This is a genomic window from Pseudomonas sp. AC070 (genome assembly GCF_979258635.1).
Genome location: NZ_OZ409871.1, coordinates 415,417 through 435,597 on the forward strand (window position 1 = coordinate 415,417; position 20,181 = coordinate 435,597).

Below are 20,181 nucleotides of genomic sequence, written 5' to 3' on the forward strand. Positions count from 1 at the left end.
GCCAAGTCCATCCGACAGCCACAGCTGTCTTCGCCGGTGGAAAAGTCGCAACCGCGCTAGCGCCATAGCAAAGTGCCGGCATTATCCCGACGTGGCGGGGCTCAAGCAAACATTCGGCAAAGATTTGGCTGGCAAGCGTGTAGGGGATTACCTACAGGTCTGGTTGCGGGCGCTATTTTGCCCATGTTGCGGGGAAATATCCGCGCCGCTGGTCACTGTTCGCGGTAGTGCCTCGCCCTGGCGGTGCGCTTTGCATAGAATCCGGGACTATTCGAGGCTCAGGACGAGGTGGGGATATGCGACGCGTAGTGTTTAACCAGAAAGGGGGCGTGGGGAAATCCAGCATCGCCTGCAACCTGGCGGCGGTGAGTGCCCAAGAGGGCTATCGCACGTTGCTCATCGACCTGGACGCCCAGGCCAACTCCACGCAGTACCTCACCGGGCTAACCGGCGAAGACATCCCCATGGGAATCGCCGATTTCTTCAAGCAGACCTTGTCGACGGGCCCGTTCTCTAAGAAGGGTCAGGTAGACATCTACGAAACGCCGTTCGACAACTTGCACGTGGTGACCGCCACTCGCGAATTGGCCGACCTGCAACCCAAGCTCGAGGCCAAACACAAGATCAACAAGCTGCGCAAATTGCTCGACGACTTGTCCGAAGACTACGACCGAATCTACCTCGATACGCCGCCCGCCCTCAATTTCTACACCGTTTCGGCGATGATCGCGGCCGATCGTGTGTTGATTCCTTTCGACTGCGACAGTTTTTCTCGCCAAGCGCTGTACAGCCTATTGGCCGAAATTGAAGAGCTGAAGGAGGATCACAACGAGGGGCTGGAGGTTGAGGGGATTGTGGTCAACCAGTTCCAGGCCCGGGCGAGTTTGCCGCAGCAGTTGCTGGATGAATTGATTGCCGAGGGTTTGCCGGTGTTGCCGGTGTATTTGACCAGCTCAGTGAAAATGCGCGAGTCGCATCAGGCTTCGGTGCCGCTGATTTTCCTGGAGCCTAAGCATAAGTTGACGTTGCAGTTTGTGGAGTTGCATGGGTTGTTGGAGGCTGGGGGTTAATCGCCGTCCACGAAATATAAAGCCCCTCTCCCCAGCCCTCTCCCGCAGGCGGGCGAGGGGGCCAACCGAGCGCGGTTTAAGTAATACGTCACCCCTCGCCCACTTGTGGGAGAGGGGCGGGGGAGAGGGGCCGTTGATCTTGGGCTTCACCTGACCATTTTCGGCAGTTTCCGCCCCCTCAAGCCCCCCACCCGTACGCCTCACCCCCCTCAACACCCCCCGTTTTAAGTACTTGAATCCGTTGGCATGTTTTCTGCGATAGCAGCGTGTCTGCCTTTCTTCTACGGATTGCCCATGTCCACTTCCACCGCCGCCTATGCCCAAGCCCGTTGGGACGAGTTGGAGCGTCAAAGCGATCTCGACTGGGATCTGGACGCGATCACCGACCGCCGCGAGGCGGTGGCGTTTTTGCAGCGGTTTGAGAATCGGTTGTGCATCTATTCCAGCTATGTGGAGAAGCTGTACAGCAATTACAGCTTCGTAGTGCCGGAGTCGGAGGAGGGCAGCATCACGATTCTTCCGGATGAACAGGCCTGGCACGACACCTTCAACGACGTGCCGGCCGATGCGGTGGAGCCCACCGGTATTCACATTCTGCCGGGCGAAACCATGGGCTATACCGGGCTGTATTTGAAGATTCCCGGCGAGCACCGGTTGGTGGCATCGAAAGAGCTGCCATTCCAGGAAGGGCTCAAGCTGCTGATCCAGCGCTACGCGGCCAAGGGCGAGACCTTTTTGCCGGTGCTGATCAAGGGCGATCTGCGCGAATACGAGGCGCGTATGCCGTCGCTGCATTTGCATCGCATCAACCCGGACAAGCTGGGCAACAGCTCCAAACTCAGTGTCGACGCCATCAAGGGCGCCATTGCCGATCACCTGATCGCGCTGTTCCGTCAGCACTGACCGCAGTGGCGTTACGCCAGTGTGATTTCTCGTAACAGTCGCCCCGCGCGCTCCCTTATTTCACCTCTACAGACTCGACTATGGGTCGGGCGCCGGTTGCGGCCGAGGTTCTTATAGTGATGCCGTAGATTCTTGCCGCGCCCGCGCGCTGCTGAGAGTCCGAACACAATAAGAATAAGGAAATCGCCATGCGCTCGCCCCGTAGCCTTGCCGCAGGTCGTCTGTCTCCCTTCCGTTCGCTGTTTGCGCTGGCGCTGCTGGCCGTGGCCGTGCTGCCGGGTGCTGCGCAGGCCAAGCTGGAGGCGCTGGCTGACAGTGAACTGTCCAACGTGACCGGGCAGGCATTCATCAACCTGACCACCGACGCCAACGCGGGCATCAACTACACGCGGGTGAACCTGGGCGTAAACCTCGACACCCAGCTGAATATGAAGAAACTTCAGCTCGGCCAGTACAACGATTCCCTGACCCGGCCGGGCGAAGTGGCGGGTTCTTCCGACATTCTGATTAACAACTTTGCCCTCGGCACGGTGAATGCCGACGACAGCATCAATGCGTTCAAAATCGCCAATCCGTTTATCGAGCTGGCGTACGAGGGCAACAAAGTCATCGGCGTGCGCATCGGTTTTGGCGAGGCCAAGGGCACGCTTTCCGGCGACATCGCCAGCCTGACCGGCAACGTGCCGGTGCATATCAAAGGCACCGGCCAGGCGATTTATGACCAGGCCAACGTCGGCCAGAAACTAATTCTGGGCATCGGCGGCATTTACACCTCCAGCGTGTTGGAGGCGGATGCGCAGTTGGTGAACAGCAGCGGCGCATCCGACCCGATTCGTGGTACCCAGGCAGGCGTGAAAAATGGCGACGGCCTGACGTGCACCAGCGGCTGCCTGCCGATTTTGACCGATGCCGCGCTGGGCATTATTAAGTCCAACGGCTGCGCGCTGTTGGGCATCCAGACCTGCTTCAATCTCGACCAATTCAAATCGCTGCCGGTCGGCAACCTGGGCGTCGCTGATCAGGCCGGCACGGCTGCTATCGAAGGCGCGGCGAAAGGCTTTTTCATTTCGCTACAAACCAAAGATGTGGCCTGGCGCGATCTGGACAGCAACAGCTTTATGACTGCTCTCAAGGGCGCGTTCATGAACATGCCCAAGTACCGGGACGCCAACGGCAATATGGTTTCGCCGATCAACATCGACTTCAACCAGGCGTTCAACGGCATTCCGCGGCAAGACACCTGCCTCGGCAGCGCCACTGCGGGTTGCTGACATGAGCGCCCTCTGGCGGTTCGCTGGCTTGGCCTTGCTGGGCTTCAGCGCCTTGGCGCAGGCCGAGATGAAGGCCCTGGACGACCAGGAATTGTCTGGCGTGCAAGGCGCCGGCTTCGGCTTTGTGCTGGAAGACATTCTGCTCGACGCCAACAACGCGACCATCACCATCAACGACATCACCAACGGCAGCGGCCAGAACGTGCCGATTTCGGTGAAAGAGTTTTACTTGGGCGCGGCTGGCAGTAACAAAGGCGCCAATCTCAACCCCGTGACCATCGGCCGCCTCAGCTCGCCGTTCACGCTTGACCTCAACAAAGGCGAAAACCTGCGCACCCTTCGCGACGACGGCGTGTGGGTGCAAACCACGCCGAGCAATGTCGCGGTGCTGGCGCTGACCTTTCCCGAGCGGCTGACGGGCGCTGCCGGGCAAGCCTGTATTTCCGGGTACGCAGCGGCAGGCAGTAACTGTTCGAGCCGGGCCAGCGAGAAGGCAGACCTGGGCATTCGCTTTGACTTCCAGGTGGCCGCAGGCCGCACCGACATTTTGAATATCGACATCGCCGAGCTGGCCATGGACGGCTCGTACCTGCGGCTGTGGGGCGATAGCGCCCGTAGCCAACTGGTGGGTGAGATGCGCCTGAACGTGTATGCGAAAGGGCTGACCGTGATGTCGTGCGCGGCCGGCGCTACTAACTGCGCCACGGCGGCCGACCAAGAGGCGCGCACCATCACGCTGAGCAATATGTACGCGAACATCTCCCTGGGTTACGGCAAAACCCAGCCGCTGCTTTTCGACGTCAACAGCAACGGCCAGTTTGTGCTGGAGCTGCCCAACCCCACGGCGGGCGGCACCACAGCGGCGCAGCGCAACACGTTGGCGACGGACTTCTACGCCAATGCGCCGCGCACCAATATCGTCATCGACAACCTCAAAGTCGGCAGCGGCAACTACAGCACCGGCGGCTACAACTTTGGCTACAACACGCTGCAAGGCCTGAGCATCAATTACCTGAAGGTGACCAGCCATGACCTTTAAACGCATCGAGTGGTTGGTGTTGTGGCTGGCTTTGCTGGTGCCGGCGCTGGCGCGCAGCGAGTTGCAGCCCATGGCAGACGAAGCGCTCAGCGCCACCCGTGGACAAGGCGGGGTTTATTTGTCGGGTGATTTCAGCATCAACAAAAACGGTGGCGTGTTGTGGTCGACCCCAACCACGAATACCCCCAGCACCTGGACGGCCAACCAACGCAGTTGCGCCACCCTTGGCGCCAGCTCGCCGGAAGATTGCGGCATGCGCCTGGCCATTCGCGCCGAGGCGGCCGGCGGCTGGTACGTGCTGGACAATATGAAAGGCGTGTTCAGCTTTGACGGTCTGACCCTTCGCACACGGTTTATCGACGGCGGTTTCAATGGCGATGGCGCCACGTTCGCCCAGGACACGTTGGAGTTCGGCCTGCCCAACGAAGTGAAGTTTCAAGACACCCGCTTTACCTTCGCGGTGGCCAACCAGGGCGGCTGGCGCAACAAGGCCGGCACTGCCGCTAACGGCGGCGATGCGAGCTATCAGCAGACCAATATTTTCTCGGCGAAAATCGACGGCAGCATTCGTATGCAAGGCAACGTGCTGGTGTTTCCTAAAAACTGAGGGGTAAGCCGATGTGCCGTTCGTTGCTGCGTTTACCACTGTGCATCGTCTTGCTGGGCCTCAGTGCGCCGGCGCTGGCCATGCAGGCGTTGGACGATGAGGGGCTGGCCGGTGTGAACGGGCAGTCCGGCATTAGCATGGAAATCAGCGGCGGCGGTTGGTCGGCAAGCACGGTCAGCTACAGCGAAGACGGCAAAACCGTGGCGCTCAAAGATGTCAGCAATCGGCCGGCCAGTGGCGCCACGGCCACTTCCACCACCAAGGTCGATGTGGTCGGCAATCAGTTGGTGATCGAGCACAAAGCCAGTCCGCAAGTGCTGGCGGTAAACAACGTCGAGACGGCCGGCAGCAGCAACAGCTTCGGCAGTTTCCGCGCGTTTTACACCCTGGGCGCGACACTGAAGGTAAAAGGCGGCGGCAGCAGCGGCGTGAGCGGCATCGGCCTGGATGACAGCAAGCTGTCGCTGACCGACGTGACGTTTTACTACCGCGATAACGGCTACGACCTGATCGTCAACGGCATGTCGCTGAACGCCTACCTCAACGCCGCGTATGTCGACATCGTCAACGGTGGCAGCGGTAAGGAAGTGAAGCTCGACTTCGGCAGCGCACGCCTGGTGGCCAACATTGGCGGCATCAGCCTCGACCTGGCCCACGGCGACGCGGTAAACGGCGTGTTGGCAACGCCCAGCGACCCGGACACGCGCGACCCGAGCGCGAGCAAAAGCTTTGGCTCGCTCACGCTCGACCTGCGCTTGGGCGGCAGTTTGAGCATTGCCAGTGGAGGTGCCAGCGGGCAGGGCATCCGCATTCGGCCGAATATCGCGATCACCAACAGCCTGTTTCAGTATCAGGACGAAGGCGTGCTGCGGGCCGAGAATTTTGCTGGCGTGCTGAGCAGCACCAGTGGCCTGACGGTGGACTTGGCGAGCGACACGGTGGGGACATTTGCTCAGGTGAAGTTTCCTGATTTGCGTCTGAACGCGACCTTGGGTGGTCTCATTATTGGCAACGCCAGCAACCAGAAGCTCGGCAGCCTTGGGATTGATCTGAATTTCCTCGATGACGGCGCGAAGCAGAACTGGCTGAAGCTGCGGCCGGGCGGCGACGTCAATTCCGGGCTCAAGGGCGTGACCGCAGACGTGAGCTGGAACATGGTCAACAGTTCGGTATCGCTGACCGATAACGGCAACAGCATGTGGTTCAGCGGCCTGCGCACCAACGGCAGCGGCCAGGTGACGCTCGATGTGACCAAAAGCTGCGCCGCTGGGGCCAGCACCGGCTGCTACGCCGGCACCCAAAGCGACATGAGCCTGGGCAGCTATAACGGCCATTACGATGGGCTGCGCGTGGGCCTGAATAACGTGAAGGGCAGCTACAGCTTCGATGGTCTGCGAGTGGGCAGCGCCACGGCGCCGTTGCAGGGCGGCACCGAGTTGCTGGTGCTGATGGAGATTTTTCCCGCGTATGACTTCACCCTGAATGGCCAGTTGACCATTCAACCGGGCGGCAACGTGGGCAGTGGCGTGCGCTATAACGCCGACTTTTATGTGACCGAAGCGCGGGCGGCGGTTACGGTCGATGAGGCAGGGCGCGGGTTGTGGTTGTCAGGCACCAGTTACGACATGCATTTCCGTGACGGCACGCTCGATATCAGTAGCGGCGCGGCGGGGGAGAAGGGCGGCGTCGAACTGCGTAAGGGCACGTATTGGTCGAAGCTCGACGTCAGCGATGTGCGCTGGGGCGACCGCGCCACAGGCACAAGCCTTGGGCGGATCATGCTCAAGCGCTACGAGCAGGGTTCGACCCTGGCGCTGAGTTCAGGCGGCGCCGGTGCGTTGTGTGTCGGCGGCAGTGGCGGCACGGCCAGCGCTTGTGGCGCGAGCGGCGGGCGCTGGGAAGATCGCGGCAACGAAGGTGTGTCGGTGAAACTGAAAAGCGTGTTTGTACGCGATACGGCGGTGGACAGCTCGGTCAATGGCGTTGCCACTGACGAGAAGCGCAACCAGGTGCTGTGGGAAACCAACCGCACGGCGGGCAACGGCACCGGGGCGCAGCTGGTGATCGACAACTTTTCCACCTCCGACGGCGACCCGAACAATCCCAACGCCAATACCTATGGCGTGAATGCCGACCTGAACCTGGATGTTGCGCCGACCACCGTAAAAGTGAAAAGTGGGGCGAATGCGGGCACGACCGTGACGCCGGATCCGCTGGGGTTTGCGGTGAACGGGCGTATCACGTTCAAGGAAGTGAATGTGGATCGCTTGCAGAATGTGCACCCAACCGGCGGTGCGGTGACGGCCATGTATGGCATCAAGGCGCAGAACGCCGACATTCGCGCGAACCTCACGGCGACGCCGATCAACTAAGTGCGCGGCTGTTCTTGGCGAGCGATTCGCGCACTTTTTCGCGGGCAAAAAAAGACCCGGCAAGAGCCGGGTCAAAAACCGTGATTAGCCTGATGAGGAGATAATCTGAAAGGCCGACTGAAGGTCTCTCAAAATATCGACTGATCTCGCGACCAGTTGCGGTAATAATAACAATTCTCATTTCTCAGTCAACCCCTCTCTCCAAACTTTTTTCTCACCGTGCCTTAAACGCACAAAACCCGGCGCTTGGCCGGGTTTCGTGGGGGCAACGTAGGGCTTACTCGCTAGCGGGCAAACGCAGCTGGGTGACTTCTTTGTTCAGCAGGTCGATACGCCGCGCCATGCTTTCAATGAGGCTATGGGCGATACGCGGATTGCTTTGCGTGAGGCTGAGAAATTGTTCCTTCGGAATCACCATCACCGTGCACGGCTCGCTGGCCAGTACGGTTGCGCTGCGCTTCTCGCGGGTAAACACAGCCATGGCGCCGAAGATTTCGTCTTTCTGCACATCGCCGACCTTATGGCCGTCGACATACGCCTCGGCGTGGCCTTCGATAATGATGAACACGTGGTCGGCTTCGTCGCCCTGGTGAATCAACTCCTCGCCGGCAGCAAAGTGCTGGAAGCCGGTAGCGGGGCGAATTTCCGGCTGCTTCAAGCGCGCCAGCGCGTCGGACAGCAGCGCCGTATGGCCAATCAGGTACTGAACGAACAGTTCCAGGCGAACTTCGCTGGCATAGATGTGCTTGAACACTTCGCTGCGCGTGTACGGCACCAGGCTCAGGGGTTCTTCGCTGCTGTACCGGCACGTAGGAAATTCTATGCCTTGGCGCAGGCCGAATAGGTCGCCTTCCTGCAAATAGAACAACGGACGCTCATCGACCAGCGCATGCAGCAAGCCGTTTTCGATGATGAACAGCTGATTGCCCGGCACCGCTTGCGAGAGGTCGTCGGTGCGCTCCAGACGCAAAGTAGCGCCCGAAGGCGCAAGCCCTTCCAGCAGTTGCGTGGGGATGCCTTGCAGTCGGTTGATCAGCTGGTCGGCGTACGCCGGTTGCTCCCCGAGTAGGTACATACAGTAATTCCTTGAACTGGCTGGGCTTTCGAGAACGCACGAAGGTCCCTGAAACAATAGTTCGTGGCCGCCTCGGCGTAAATCATCGAGCGCAGAGGATGTGAGCTAGCTCTTATTGTGCGGGGGCATAGCGTCGAGCTGGCCATTCAACTCCGCTTTGTGGGCCGGAGGCAACTCATTCCAGTGCACATCCAGCAATGCACCTTCGATTGCATACAGTAATACCTTCGACGCCCGGAACCCGCGCGCCTGCACGGCACGGTAAGCGCCCACTGCGCCCAGGCGGCGCAGGTCGGTTGCGCTATGGATGCCGACGGCATGCAGCCATTGCGATGAGGTTTTACCCAGGTTTTTGAGGTGTTGCAGTTCGTCGTTCATCGCGCCTCCTTGGCTGCCGTGCTTAGTCCCGCGCGGTTAGCGCGATGGGGACCCTGCCAGGAAGTGTAGCGGCCAGTTCACAAAACGTGGCTGTTTGACATCTCTCCATACTTTTTCCAGTGCCGGGGCGACGTCGGCGACCGGATCGCGGCCGTTTTTGCGCTCCCACAGCTGGCAGGCTGACCACGTGCGCAAGTACCCCAACAGATGGTCGAAGCCCCACTGCGCCTGCATGGAAAAGGCCGGCACCTCTACGCGCTGCAACGGCGAATCGATGTCGCGATAACCCGCTTCGATGCTGGCGCGCCCGGCAGGCCAGTAGCCGCCCAACGTGTTCCAGTAGAAATCGTCGACCACCTCGTCAATCGCTTCATCGATGCTCATCAGTCCGTAGCACCAGGCGCAAAACAGCCCGTCCGGTTTCAGCAGCCGTTGCACTTCATTAAAAAAGGATGGGCCGGCAAACCAATGCAGCGCCTGGGCGACGATGATCAGGTCCAGGCTTTGGGTGGCCAGCGGGATGGCCGTTGCGTCAGCGGCGAACACCGAAGTCGCCTGCAGCGTTTCACTGGCAACAAGCTGTTCAACGCTGGCGTCACAGGCCAGCACTTGCCTGAACTGAGCAAGTAGCGGCTCGCTGGCCTGTCCGGAACCGCAGGCAATATCCAGCGCGCGTTCGGTGCTCGGGCTGTGCTGCGCCAGCCATTCAAACAAGGCATCCGGATAACGCGGGCGGAAGCTGGCGTATGCGGCAGCGCGGTTACCGAACAGTTGGGCAATTTCGCTCATGAAGTCGTGGACCGATAGCGCATGCGGGTGCCGTACGTAAGCGACATGACGATTTCATCCGCACTCAGTTCGTTGGGGAAGAACACCCCGGAAATCTGCGCGTGCGCGATGCTGGCGCCATCCATGCGCGTGTTGCGCAAGTCCAGGCCGCGTAAATCTGCGCCGCGAAAGTAGCCGTTGGTGAAGTTGAAACCGTTGGCGTCGAGCAGCCGGAGGTCCAGGCCGCGGAAGTCGCCGTCGGATAAATCAAAGTCGCCACCTTGGGCCTTCAAGGCGTTCACGCCTTCGATGTCTTCGTTGTGCAGCAGCACGTACAGCGGATTTTCCAATTGACGCGGCTTGCTCATGGCGGGCTTCCGATGTGGGGTTCATCGGCAGTATAGAAGCCGCGCTCAGCTCTGCCCGCTGGCTGAGCGCGGTGCCGTCGCGGCTTAAAGGCCGGGCAGGCGCTGGCGAATGCGTTCGATTAGGGAATCAAGGCTGGCGCTTTCATGGGTGTCGACGCGTTTGGTCAGCACCAGTTCTTCCGCGCTCAACGGCTCGCGGCTGTTTTGTTGGGCGCGAATGACTTCCAGGGTGGCATCCGATGGGTCTTGCGCGGCGGCCTGACGCTGCGCCAGCCAACTGGCGATAACGGTTTCTGGCGCTTGGCAATCCAGAATCACGAAGGGCGCACCGGTTTCCTGGGCGACGTCCCACGCGGCTTGGCGCTGCGTCTGTTTCAGATAAGTCGCGTCGATCACCACCGGGAAACCGGCGCGCAAAGCCGACTCGGCCAATTGGTGCAGGCGCTGATAGGTGGCCACGCTGGCGTCTTCGCTGTAAATGCCGGCAGTCAGCTGACCGTGTTCGGCTGCTTTCTGCTCGCCGAACAGGCGTTTGCGTTCTATGTCCGAGCGCAGGCGGATGGCGCCGAGGGCTTCAACCAAACGCATGGCGACGTGGCTTTTGCCAACGGCCGAAACGCCATGGGTAATCGCCAGCAGGCGCGATGGAATGGCGCTGTAGCTTTCGGCCAGGGCGGCATAGCTGCGGTACTGACGCAGAATCACGGCGCGTTGCACGGCGCTTTCTTCCTGGCCGAGGCGGAACAGGCCGACCTTGCCACGCACCATCGCCCGATAGGCTTTGTAGAAATTGAGAATTTCCAGCGCGTCGTAGTCGCCGGTTTGTTCCAGCCAGGCGCTGACGAAACGGCGCGACAACGGCTTGAGGCCACGGTCTTCCAAGTCCATTGCGAGGAAGGCGGCGTCGGCGGTGACGTCGGTCAGGCGGAACGGTTCGTTGAATTCGATGCAGTCGAACAGCACCACTTTGCCGTCCAGCAGCGTGGCGTTACCGAGGTGAATGTCGCCATGACATTCGCGAATAAACCCTTCGCTTTTACGACGCTCGAACAGCGGTTGCAGGCGCTCGAAGCTGGCTTCGGCCCAGGCTTGCAGAGCATCGAGCTGCTGCAGGTCGGCTTTGTCCGAGAGCATCGGGCGGATTTGTTCGAAGTTCTGAGTGACCGGCGCCATGATCGCGGCGGCGGTGCCCAGCGGATGGTCCTGCGGCACGCGGGGGGCGTTGAGGTGGAACTGGGCAATTTGTATGGCCAGCGCGTCGATGTGGTCGGTGGTCAGCTCGCCCCGGCTCTGCACTTCGGCGAGCAACTGGCTTTGCGGGAACTGGCGCATTTTCAGGGCGTAGTCGATCACCGGACCGCTGCCGTTAATTTCCGGCGCCTCGGCGCTGCCGGTAATCGGCAGTACTTCGAGGTACAGGCCTTCGGTCAGACGCTGGTTCAGGCGCAGCTCTTCGTTGCAGAAATGCTCGCGGTCTTTAAGTGTGGTGAAGTCGAGGAAGCCGAAGTTGACGGGCTTTTTGATTTTGTAAGCGAAGGGACCGGTCAGCACCACCCAGGAGATGTGCGTTTCAATGACCTGGAAACCTTCTACCGGATGCGGGTAAAGGGCCGGGTTCTGCAAGGCGGCAATCAGGGTTTGGCTCACGGTCTTTCCTTGAATAACGGGCTGAATTCAGGCGGCCATTATGGCGGCTGTGAGCAAGTGTGCAAACCGCTGGGAGGCGTCTGTCTGGCCCAGGCAAAGTGCGTATAATGCGCCGCCATGACACGTACCCGATCTTCTCGCCCCTCTCGTTCGCGCCCTAAATCCCGCTCTGGTGGCATGCGCCGCTGGCTGGGTTGGTTGCTCAAACTCAGCATCGTCGGCCTGGTGGTCGTGGCCGGTTTTGCCGTGTACCTCGACGCCGTGGTGCAGGAGAAATTCTCCGGCAAACGCTGGACGATTCCCGCCAAGGTGTACGCCCGGCCGTTGGAATTGTTCGTCGGCCAGAAGCTGGCCAAAGACGACTTCCTCACCGAGCTGGATGCCCTTGGCTATCGCCGCGAAACCTCGGTGACCGGCCCCGGCGCCGCCGTGGTGGCAGGCAATAACATTGATTTGAACACTCGCGGTTTCCAGTTCTACGAAGGTGCGGAGCCTGCGCAGCGCATTAGGGTCAAGTTTTCTGGCGACTACGTGGCTGGGCTTATCCAGGCCAGCGGCCAGGACTTGGCCGTTGCGCGTTTGGAGCCGTTGCTGATTGGCGGGCTTTACCCGGCCCACAACGAAGATCGGATTCTGATCAAGCTCGACCAGGTGCCCCCTTATTTGGTGGAAACCCTGGTAGCGGTCGAAGACCGGGAATTTTTCCACCATTTCGGCGTATCGCCAAAGTCCATTGCTCGCGCGTTCTGGGTGAATGCCAGTGCCGGGCAGATGCGTCAGGGCGGCAGTACGCTGACCCAGCAGCTGGTGAAAAACTTCTACCTCACCAGCGAACGCAGCCTGACGCGTAAAGCCACCGAAGCAATGATGGCGGTGCTGCTGGAGGTGCATTACAGCAAGCAGGAAATCCTTGAGGCCTACCTTAACGAGGTGTTCCTTGGCCAAGACGGCCAGCGCGCGGTGCACGGGTTTGGTCTGGCCAGTCAGTACTTTTTTAGCCAGCCATTGGCTGAGCTGAAGCTTCACCAAGTGGCGTTGTTAGTCGGCATGGTGAAGGGCCCTACCTTCTATAACCCGCGCCGTAATCCGGATCGCGCACTTGAGCGTCGTAATCTGGTGCTCGATCTGTTGGCTTCGCAAAACGTCGTCACTGTCGAACAGGCCGAAGCGGCTAAGAAAATGCCGCTGGGCGTGACCAAGCGCGGCAGCATGGCAGACAGTTCCTACCCGGCCTTCCTCGATTTGGTGAAGCGCCAGTTGCGCCAGGATTACCGCGATGAAGACTTGACGGAAGAAGGCCTGCGAATTTTCACCAGCTTCGATCCGATTCTTCAGCAGAAAGCCGAGAACGCACTGCACACCACGCTGAAGGGCTTCAAGGGCCGCAAAGGCGCCGACGAAGTGGAAGCCGCCATGGTGGTGACCAATCCGGAAAGCGGCGAAATTCAGGCCATGCTCGGCAGCCGTCAACCACGCTTCGCCGGGTTCAACCGCGCGTTGGACGCGGTGCGGCCTATTGGCTCGCTGGTTAAACCAGCGGTGTACTTGACTGCGCTGGAACGCCCGAGCCAATACACGTTGACCAGTTGGCTGGAGGACGAGCCGTTCTCGGTCAAGGGTAAAGACGGTCAGGTGTGGACGCCGCAAAACTACGATCGAAAGGCTCACGGGACGATTTATCTGTACCAAGGCCTGGCTAACTCCTACAACTTGTCGACCGCCAAGCTCGGGCTGGAGCTGGGTGTTCCGAATGTGCTGAAGACGCTCCAGCGATTGGGTGTTTCCCGTGAGTGGCCGGCATTCCCATCGATGTTGCTGGGTGCGGGCGCGCTCAGTCCCATCGAAGTCGCCGGCATGTACCAGACGCTGGCCAACGGTGGTTTCAATACGCCATTGCGCGGCATTCGGAGTGTGTTGACTGCCGAAGGGGAACCTCTCAAGCGCTATCCGTTCCAGATTCAACAGCGTTTTGATCCAGGTGCCATTTATCTGGTGCAGAACGCGATGCAACGCGTAATGCGCGAAGGCACCGGGCGCTCGGTCTATAGCCAACTGCCGTCGACGTTGAATCTGGCCGGCAAGACCGGCACCAGTAACGATTCGCGCGACAGCTGGTTTGCCGGTTTCAGTCAGGATTTGTTGGCTGTGGTGTGGATGGGCCGTGACGATAACGGCGGCACACCCTTCACCGGTGCAACGGGAGCCCTGCAGGTGTGGACCGGCTTTATGAAGCAGGCTGACCCGCTGCCGCTGAACATGCCGCTGCCCGATAACGTGGTCCAGGTGTGGGTTGACGCGAACAACGGTCAAGGCTCCGATGCCAACTGCCCGAACGCGGTACAGATGCCGTATATTCGCGGCAGCGAGCCGGCAGCCGGTGCGGCCTGCGGCGGGCAAACGCCTGCGGGGGAAGTGATGGACTGGGTGCGCGGTTGGATGAATTAAGTGATGAGGTGCTCAGTGAATAAGTGGTTGATCCCTGCATTAATAGCCACAAGCGTGCTGACCGGTTGCGCCAGTGTTCAACGTGGATCGATTCCGGTGGTCGACTCCGGCGCGCCGCTTTCGGCTGATCGCCCGCCGGTCAATGGACGCGCGACCACGGGCGGCTACGCGCAAACGCCAAGCCAGCCGCAGACTCAGGCGGTCCCGCAGGATTCCGGCGTGGTGGTGATGGTGCCGGGCCAGGGCCGCGCGCCAGCGCCCATTCAAACTTACCCGGGCGGCTCATCCGTGAGCAGTGCGCCGATGTCGTCGGGCGGCATTACGCCTGGCCCGATCACGACGGGGCCGATTACACCCGGTCCGAGCGCCAGTTACAGCGTGCCGACCCCTGTTGCGCCAAGCGGCATTCCATCATCGGGTGGCCTGGCCGCTGATGAACAGCTGGATGGGCCGGTGCTGGCCTTGCTCACGACAGCGCAACAGCAGCAGAGCAGTGGCGACCTAAACGGTGCCTCGTCCAGCCTAGAGCGCGCGCAGCGCATTGCCCCAAGTGAGCCGCAAGTGTTGTATCGACTGGCTCAGGTGCGCTTGGCTCAAGGTGATGCCGCACAAGCCGAACAAGTGGCGCAGCGCGGCCTGACGTACGCCAGTGGCCGCCCCACGCTGCAGGCCAGCCTGTGGGGGCTGATCGCCCAAGCGCGGGAAAAACAAGGCAACGCCTCGGGCGCCGCCCAGGCTCGCCAGAAGGCTCAGGTGAATCTCTGATGGATCAGCGGCTGCCCGCCCTGGCGGATCACTTGCTGCTGATTGAGCGGGAATTGCGTGCTCAAGGCTGGTGGGCGGCGACGCCTCCGCCTGCCGAGGCCTTGGCCAGCGTCGAACCGTTTTGCGTAGACAGCCTGTCGTTCGAAGAGTGGCTGCAGTGGATTTTTCTGCCGCGCATGAAGGTAATTATCGAAAGCGGGCAGCCGCTGCCGTCGGTGTCTGGCATTCGGCCGATGGCGGAAATGGTCTATAGCGCCAAGCTGGGGAAGGCGAGCGGGTTGCTCGTGTTGCTTGGCGAGTTTGATGGCTTGATCGGCGCGGCAACTTCCTAGGAAGTTGCCGGTGTGGCGGGAGGCGTCAGTCGCTGCACGTGTCGGTAATGGCTTTCATATCTTCGGCAATTTTGCTTTGCCGTTCTTCCTCAGTGAACCGGCGTGTTTCGCCATTCACTTGCACCATCAAGCGCGGATTGTTCTGAAGTTGTGACAGGTGAGTACGCACCGCCTCGCAATACTTCGCGCGTTCTTCCTCTTTTGCGGCGACTTCCTTCTTCACCTTTTCATCGATGGCCTTTTGTGCCGGATCATCGACCGTCCCGGGTGCTGGTAATTTCGGCAGCGTCGAGGGGGCAGTTGGCTTAGGTTGGGTAACTTGGGTGCTGATCGGCGTAGCGTCCTGGCCCTGCGGCGGCTGCGCGCCAAAGTGGGTGTTGCCCTGTGCATCGACCCATTTGTAAACCTGGCTGGCCGAGGCGGCAGCGCTAAGGGCCAACAGCAAGCTGCCGGTGATGATCATGCGTCGCATGCGGTGTCCTTCTGATTAGCGGCGGAACGTGCTGCTAACTATAACCAAATCCAGCCACTCGTCACCCTGCACCCGGTCACAGCTGCAATTCAAAGAAAGCACCACGGATGACTTGACTTGAGGGCGTTGAATCCGAACAATTCGACGTTCGCTGTAGTGGAGTCGGCCGCAAGCAGGCTTTAGCTCAGCAGACATGAGGCGCATACCCGTGCCGACCTGTTACACCCGCAACGCGTTACCTCGCGCTGGGTGGGAAAACCCCGAAACACTTAGGGGCGTTCCCAATACTTGCTCAAGTAGTAGCTGGCGTAGTCGGCGACCACCGTCGCTCATGCTCTGCTTGGCGGTAAACCTATTCGGACCCGTTCGTTTGTGAGCGGTTCTCTAAGCGTTTTAGAGGTGAACAACGTGGAGCTTTTATCTGGCGCTGAAATGGTCGTCCGCTTTTTGCGTGACGAAGGCGTTAAGCACATCTATGGGTACCCAGGCGGTGCCCTCCTGCATATTTACGATGCGCTGTTCAAAGAGCCGGAAGTGACTCACATCCTGGTTCGTCACGAGCAGGCCGCGACCCACATGGCTGACGGTTACGCCCGCGCCACCGGTAAAGCCGGCGTGGTGCTGGTGACGTCCGGCCCTGGTGCGACCAACGCCATTACCGGTATTGCCACCGCTTACATGGACTCCATTCCGATGGTGATCCTGTCTGGCCAGGTGCCTAGCAATATGGTCGGTACCGACGCGTTCCAGGAAACCGACATGATCGGTATCTCCCGGCCAATCGTGAAGCACAGCTTCATGATCAAGCACCCGTCGGAAATTCCGGAAGTCATGAAGAAGGCTTTCTATATCGCCCAGTCCGGCCGCCCAGGTCCGGTGGTGGTCGATATCCCCAAAGACATGACCAACCCGGCAGAAAAATTCGAATACGTTTACCCGAAGAAAGCCAAGCTGCGCTCCTACAGCCCAGCCGTTCGTGGCCACTCCGGGCAAATTCGCAAAGCTGCTGAAATGCTTCTGGCGGCCAAGCGCCCGATTCTGTATTCGGGTGGCGGCGTGATCATGGGCAATGCATCCGAGCCGCTCACCGAGCTGGCGAAAATGCTGAATCTGCCGGTGACCAATACCCTGATGGGCTTGGGCGGCTTCCCTGGTACTGACCGCCAGTTCATCGGCATGTTGGGCATGCACGGCAGCTACACCGCCAACCTGGCGATGCACCACGCTGATGTGATTCTGGCGGTTGGCGCACGCTTTGATGACCGTGTAATCAACGGCCCGTCGAAGTTCTGCCCGAACGCCAAGATCATCCACATCGACATCGACCCGGCGTCGATCTCGAAAACCATCAAGGCCGACGTGCCAATCGTAGGCCCGGTCGACAGCGTGCTGACCGAGATGGTCGCCATCCTCAAAGAAATCGGCGAAACCCCGAATAAAGAAGCGGTGGCCAGCTGGTGGAAACAGGTTGATGAGTGGCGTGGCGAAGGCGCGTTGTTTCCTTACGAGAAGGGCGACGGCAGTATCATCAAGCCGCAGACCGTGGTTGAAACCTTGTGTGATGTCACCAATGGCGACGCCTTTGTGACCTCCGACGTGGGCCAGCATCAGATGTTTGCGGCGCAGTACTACCGCTTCAACAAGCCGAACCGTTGGATCAACTCCGGTGGTCTGGGCACCATGGGCTTTGGCTTCCCGGCTGCGATGGGCGTGAAGCTCAATTTCCCGGACGCCGACGTGGCGTGCGTGACCGGCGAAGGCAGTATCCAGATGAACATCCAGGAGCTGTCGACCTGCTTGCAGTACGGCTTGCCGGTGAAGATCGTCAACCTGAACAACGGTGTGCTGGGCATGGTTCGTCAGTGGCAGGACATGACCTACAGCGGGCGCCATTCGCACTCGTACATGGAGTCGCTGCCGGACTTCGTCAAACTGGTCGAGGCTTATGGCCACGTGGGTATGAAAATCACCGATCTGAAAGACCTGAAGCCAAAAATGGCTGAGGCCTTTGCGATGAAAGATCGTCTGGTATTCCTCGATATCCAGGTGGACACCAGCGAGCACGTTTACCCGATGCAGATCAGAGATGGCTCCATGCGTGACATGTGGCTGAGCAAGACGGAGCGGACATAATCATGCGACATATCATCTCTCTGCTTCTGGAAAACGAACCGGGTGCACTGTCCCGCGTGGTCGGGCTGTTCTCTCAGCGTAACTACAACATCGAAAGCCTGACCGTGGCGCCGACCGAAGACCCGACCCTGTCGCGTCTGACGTTGACCACGGTCGGCCATGATGAGGTGATCGAGCAGATCACCAAGAACCTCAACAAGCTGATCGAAGTCGTCAAGCTGGTAAACCTGTCGGAAAGCGCTCATATCGAGCGCGAACTGATGCTGGTGAAAGTGAAAGCGACTGGCGCGCAGCGCGCTGAGATCAAGCGCACTACCGATATTTTCCGCGGCCAGATCGTGGATGTGACGAGCAGCGTCTACACCATCCAGCTCGCCGGAACCAGCGACAAGCTGGACAGCTTCATTCAGGCAGTAGGCACCAGTTCGATTCTGGAAACGGTCCGCAGTGGCGTCACCGGCATCGCCCGTGGCGACAAAGTTCTGAGCATTTAACTCATTTAGCGCGAGGCTCTGACGGGCCTCAGAAATCAGGGGAAATTCATGAAAGTTTATTACGATAAAGACTGCGACCTTTCCATTATCCAGGGTAAGAAAGTCGCCGTTATCGGTTACGGCTCGCAAGGCCACGCTCAAGCGTGCAACCTGAAAGACTCCGGTGTTGACGTGACCGTAGGCCTGCGCCCGGATTCCTCTTCCCGCGCCAAAGCTGAAGCTCATGGTTTGAAAGTAGCCGACGTGCCTGCTGCCGTTGCTGCTGCCGACCTGGTCATGATCCTGACCCCGGACGAGTTCCAGTCCCAGCTGTACAAAAACGAAATCGAGCCGAACATCAAGAAAGGCGCCACCCTGGCCTTCTCCCACGGCTTCGCGATTCACTACAACCAGGTTGTGCCGCGCAAAGACCTCGACGTGATCATGATCGCGCCGAAGGCTCCGGGTCACACCGTGCGTACCGAGTTCGTCAAAGGCGGCGGTATTCCTGACCTTATCGCTGTTTACCAGGACGCTTCGGGCAATGCCAAGAACGTTGCCCTGTCTTACGCTTCGGGCGTGGGCGGCGGCCGTACCGGCATCATCGAAACCACCTTCAAAGACGAAACCGAAACCGACCTGTTCGGCGAACAAGCCGTTCTGTGCGGCGGTACCGTTGAGCTGGTTAAAGCGGGCTTCGAAACACTGGTTGAAGCCGGCTATGCGCCAGAAATGGCTTACTTCGAGTGCTTGCACGAGCTGAAGTTGATCGTTGACCTCATGTACGAAGGCGGTATCGCCAACATGAACTACTCGATCTCCAACAACGCTGAATACGGCGAGTACGTAACCGGCCCGGAAGTCATCAACGCCGAATCTCGTCAGGCCATGCGCAACGCTCTGAAGCGCATCCAGGACGGCGAATACGCCAAGATGTTCATCAGCGAAGGCGCTACCAACTATCCTTCGATGACCGCCAAGCGTCGTAACAACGCTGCGCACGGTATCGAAATCATCGGTGAGCAGCTGCGTTCCATGATGCCGTGGATCGCTGCCAACAAGATCGTCGACAAAGCCAAAAACTAAGGCTGTTGCGATCCAGAAAAAACGCGGCTACGGCCGCGTTTTTTCGTTCTAGGCTAAGGCTCTGGTATAAAGCCTCAGTGCTGGAGCGGGGTGAACCCCGGATCAGCGTACTGGTCGAAAACTTTCCAAACCGTTGCAAGGTGTAGTTCATGAACGAACGTCCCGAGGAGCCGGCTAACGGTTCCGATGCAGAGAGCCTGCTGCCAATTGATGAGCATGTTGAAGAGGGTCATGACGCCGAAGGGCGCAAAGTCCGCCACCGCGGGGTTTACCTGCTGCCCAACCTGTTCACCACCGCCAACCTGTTTGCCGGTTTCTACTCGATCATCAATGCCATCAACGGCAACTTCTATGTAGCAGCCGCCACGGTGTTCGTGGCCATGGTGTTGGATAGTCTCGACGGTCGTGTTGCGCGTCTGACCAATACCCAAAGCGCGTTCGGCGCCGAGTACGACTCGCTGTCTGACATGGTCGCGTTCGGTGTAGCACCGGCCATTCTGGCGTTTGAATGGGCGCTGGGGAGCATGGGCAAAGTGGGCTGGATGGTTGCCTTCATCTATGTGGCCGGTGCTGCGCTGCGGTTGGCGCGCTTCAATACGCAGATTGGCACGGTCGATAAACGCTACTTCATTGGTCTGGCAAGCCCGGCAGCAGCCGGCGTAGTCGCCGGTACCGTATGGGCATTTAGCGACTTCGGCATCCAGGGTTCGAACATGTCGTTCGTGATCGCCTTGCTGGTGGCAGCCGCAGGCATGTTGATGGTGAGCAACATCAAGTACTACAGCTTCAAAGACCTCGACCTCAAAGGCCGGGTGCCTTTTGTGGCGATTCTTGCGGTGGTGTTGGTGTTCGCCGTGGTATTTAGCGACCCGCCACGTATTCTGCTGCTGATATTCCTCGCCTATGCTGCGTCCGGGCCTGTTCAATACCTGCTGCGCCTGCGCCGTCGTAAAACTGCCGAGTGATGTAATTTCCCT

General features: G+C 59.7%; 19 protein-coding genes. 13 read left to right on the forward strand and 6 right to left on the reverse strand.

What is annotated here, in order from left to right; translation table 11 throughout:
- The first annotated feature begins 296 nt into the window (after positions 1–296).
- From ACZZ0Q_RS01760 to ACZZ0Q_RS01785, 6 genes are all read left to right on the forward strand, one after another.
- On the forward strand, positions 297–1,070 hold the full coding sequence (locus tag ACZZ0Q_RS01760; RefSeq protein WP_463540299.1) for a ParA family protein: 774 nt from the start codon (positions 297–299) through the stop codon (positions 1,068–1,070).
- Positions 1,071–1,364: 294 nt separating this feature from the next.
- Positions 1,365–1,973, forward strand: coding sequence for a hypothetical protein (locus ACZZ0Q_RS01765; RefSeq protein WP_122491894.1), 609 nt, complete (start codon positions 1,365–1,367; stop codon positions 1,971–1,973).
- 188 nt (positions 1,974–2,161) lie between these two features.
- The gene (locus ACZZ0Q_RS01770) at positions 2,162–3,244 is read left to right on the forward strand and encodes a DUF6160 family protein (protein ID WP_463540298.1); all 1,083 of its coding nucleotides are present in this window, start codon (positions 2,162–2,164) and stop codon (positions 3,242–3,244) included.
- Position 3,245: 1 nt separating this feature from the next.
- Entirely contained in the window at positions 3,246–4,283 is a 1,038-nt protein-coding gene (locus ACZZ0Q_RS01775; protein WP_463540297.1) for a hypothetical protein, read from the forward strand.
- On the forward strand, positions 4,273–4,890 hold the full coding sequence (locus ACZZ0Q_RS01780) for a hypothetical protein (RefSeq protein ID WP_463540296.1): 618 nt from the start codon (positions 4,273–4,275) through the stop codon (positions 4,888–4,890). Before ACZZ0Q_RS01775 ends, ACZZ0Q_RS01780 begins: the two co-directional genes overlap by 11 nt.
- A gap of 11 nt (positions 4,891–4,901) precedes the next feature.
- Positions 4,902–7,262, forward strand: coding sequence for a DUF6160 family protein (locus tag ACZZ0Q_RS01785; protein ID WP_463540295.1), 2,361 nt, complete (start codon positions 4,902–4,904; stop codon positions 7,260–7,262).
- A 277-nt stretch (positions 7,263–7,539) separates the two neighbouring features.
- On the opposite strand, the gene ACZZ0Q_RS01790 is transcribed toward ACZZ0Q_RS01785, so the two are convergent.
- From ACZZ0Q_RS01790 to ACZZ0Q_RS01810, 5 genes are all read right to left on the reverse strand, one after another.
- The gene (locus ACZZ0Q_RS01790; protein ID WP_463540293.1) at positions 7,540–8,337 is read right to left on the reverse strand and encodes a Crp/Fnr family transcriptional regulator; all 798 of its coding nucleotides are present in this window, start codon (positions 8,335–8,337) and stop codon (positions 7,540–7,542) included.
- Positions 8,338–8,442: 105 nt separating this feature from the next.
- Complete coding sequence (locus ACZZ0Q_RS01795) at positions 8,443–8,715, reverse strand: TfoX/Sxy family protein (protein WP_122491889.1); 273 nt, start codon at positions 8,713–8,715, stop codon at positions 8,443–8,445.
- Positions 8,716–8,751: 36 nt separating this feature from the next.
- Positions 8,752–9,504, reverse strand: coding sequence for a class I SAM-dependent methyltransferase (locus tag ACZZ0Q_RS01800; RefSeq protein ID WP_463540292.1), 753 nt, complete (start codon positions 9,502–9,504; stop codon positions 8,752–8,754).
- Complete coding sequence (locus ACZZ0Q_RS01805) at positions 9,501–9,851, reverse strand: pentapeptide repeat-containing protein (RefSeq protein WP_463540291.1); 351 nt, start codon at positions 9,849–9,851, stop codon at positions 9,501–9,503. The genes ACZZ0Q_RS01800 and ACZZ0Q_RS01805 overlap by 4 nt, the downstream gene beginning before the upstream one ends.
- A gap of 84 nt (positions 9,852–9,935) precedes the next feature.
- Positions 9,936–11,498, reverse strand: a complete 1,563-nt coding sequence (locus ACZZ0Q_RS01810) for a bifunctional aminoglycoside phosphotransferase/ATP-binding protein (RefSeq protein ID WP_463540290.1) — start codon at positions 11,496–11,498, stop codon at positions 9,936–9,938.
- Between the two features lie 117 nt (positions 11,499–11,615).
- On the opposite strand from ACZZ0Q_RS01810, the gene mrcB reads away from it, so the two are divergent.
- The 3 genes from mrcB to ACZZ0Q_RS01825 are packed head-to-tail and all read left to right on the forward strand — an operon-like array spanning position 11,616 to position 15,040.
- Complete coding sequence (gene mrcB / locus ACZZ0Q_RS01815; RefSeq protein WP_463540289.1) at positions 11,616–13,943, forward strand: penicillin-binding protein 1B; 2,328 nt, start codon at positions 11,616–11,618, stop codon at positions 13,941–13,943.
- 15 nt (positions 13,944–13,958) lie between these two features.
- Positions 13,959–14,708, forward strand: a complete 750-nt coding sequence (locus ACZZ0Q_RS01820) for a tetratricopeptide repeat protein (protein ID WP_463540288.1) — start codon at positions 13,959–13,961, stop codon at positions 14,706–14,708.
- Positions 14,708–15,040 carry a YqcC family protein gene (locus ACZZ0Q_RS01825; RefSeq protein WP_463540287.1) on the forward strand — a complete coding sequence of 111 codons (333 nt, stop codon included), beginning with the start codon at positions 14,708–14,710 and terminating at the stop codon, positions 15,038–15,040. The genes ACZZ0Q_RS01820 and ACZZ0Q_RS01825 overlap by 1 nt, the downstream gene beginning before the upstream one ends.
- 25 nt (positions 15,041–15,065) lie before the next feature.
- Here the strand turns inward: ACZZ0Q_RS01825 and ACZZ0Q_RS01830 are convergent, their stop codons facing one another.
- Complete coding sequence (locus tag ACZZ0Q_RS01830) at positions 15,066–15,512, reverse strand: DUF4124 domain-containing protein (protein WP_463540286.1); 447 nt, start codon at positions 15,510–15,512, stop codon at positions 15,066–15,068.
- A 408-nt stretch (positions 15,513–15,920) separates the two neighbouring features.
- On the opposite strand from ACZZ0Q_RS01830, the gene ACZZ0Q_RS01835 reads away from it, so the two are divergent.
- From ACZZ0Q_RS01835 to pssA, 4 genes are all read left to right on the forward strand, one after another.
- Entirely contained in the window at positions 15,921–17,645 is a 1,725-nt protein-coding gene (locus tag ACZZ0Q_RS01835; RefSeq protein ID WP_463384007.1) for an acetolactate synthase 3 large subunit, read from the forward strand.
- Between the two features lie 2 nt (positions 17,646–17,647).
- Positions 17,648–18,139, forward strand: a complete 492-nt coding sequence (gene ilvN / locus ACZZ0Q_RS01840) for an acetolactate synthase small subunit (RefSeq protein ID WP_108099957.1) — start codon at positions 17,648–17,650, stop codon at positions 18,137–18,139.
- 48 nt (positions 18,140–18,187) lie between these two features.
- Positions 18,188–19,204, forward strand: a complete 1,017-nt coding sequence (gene ilvC, locus ACZZ0Q_RS01845) for a ketol-acid reductoisomerase (RefSeq protein WP_122451504.1) — start codon at positions 18,188–18,190, stop codon at positions 19,202–19,204.
- Positions 19,205–19,353: 149 nt separating this feature from the next.
- On the forward strand, positions 19,354–20,169 hold the full coding sequence (gene pssA / locus ACZZ0Q_RS01850; protein WP_122491881.1) for a CDP-diacylglycerol--serine O-phosphatidyltransferase: 816 nt from the start codon (positions 19,354–19,356) through the stop codon (positions 20,167–20,169).
- Positions 20,170–20,181: the final 12 nt, after the last annotated feature.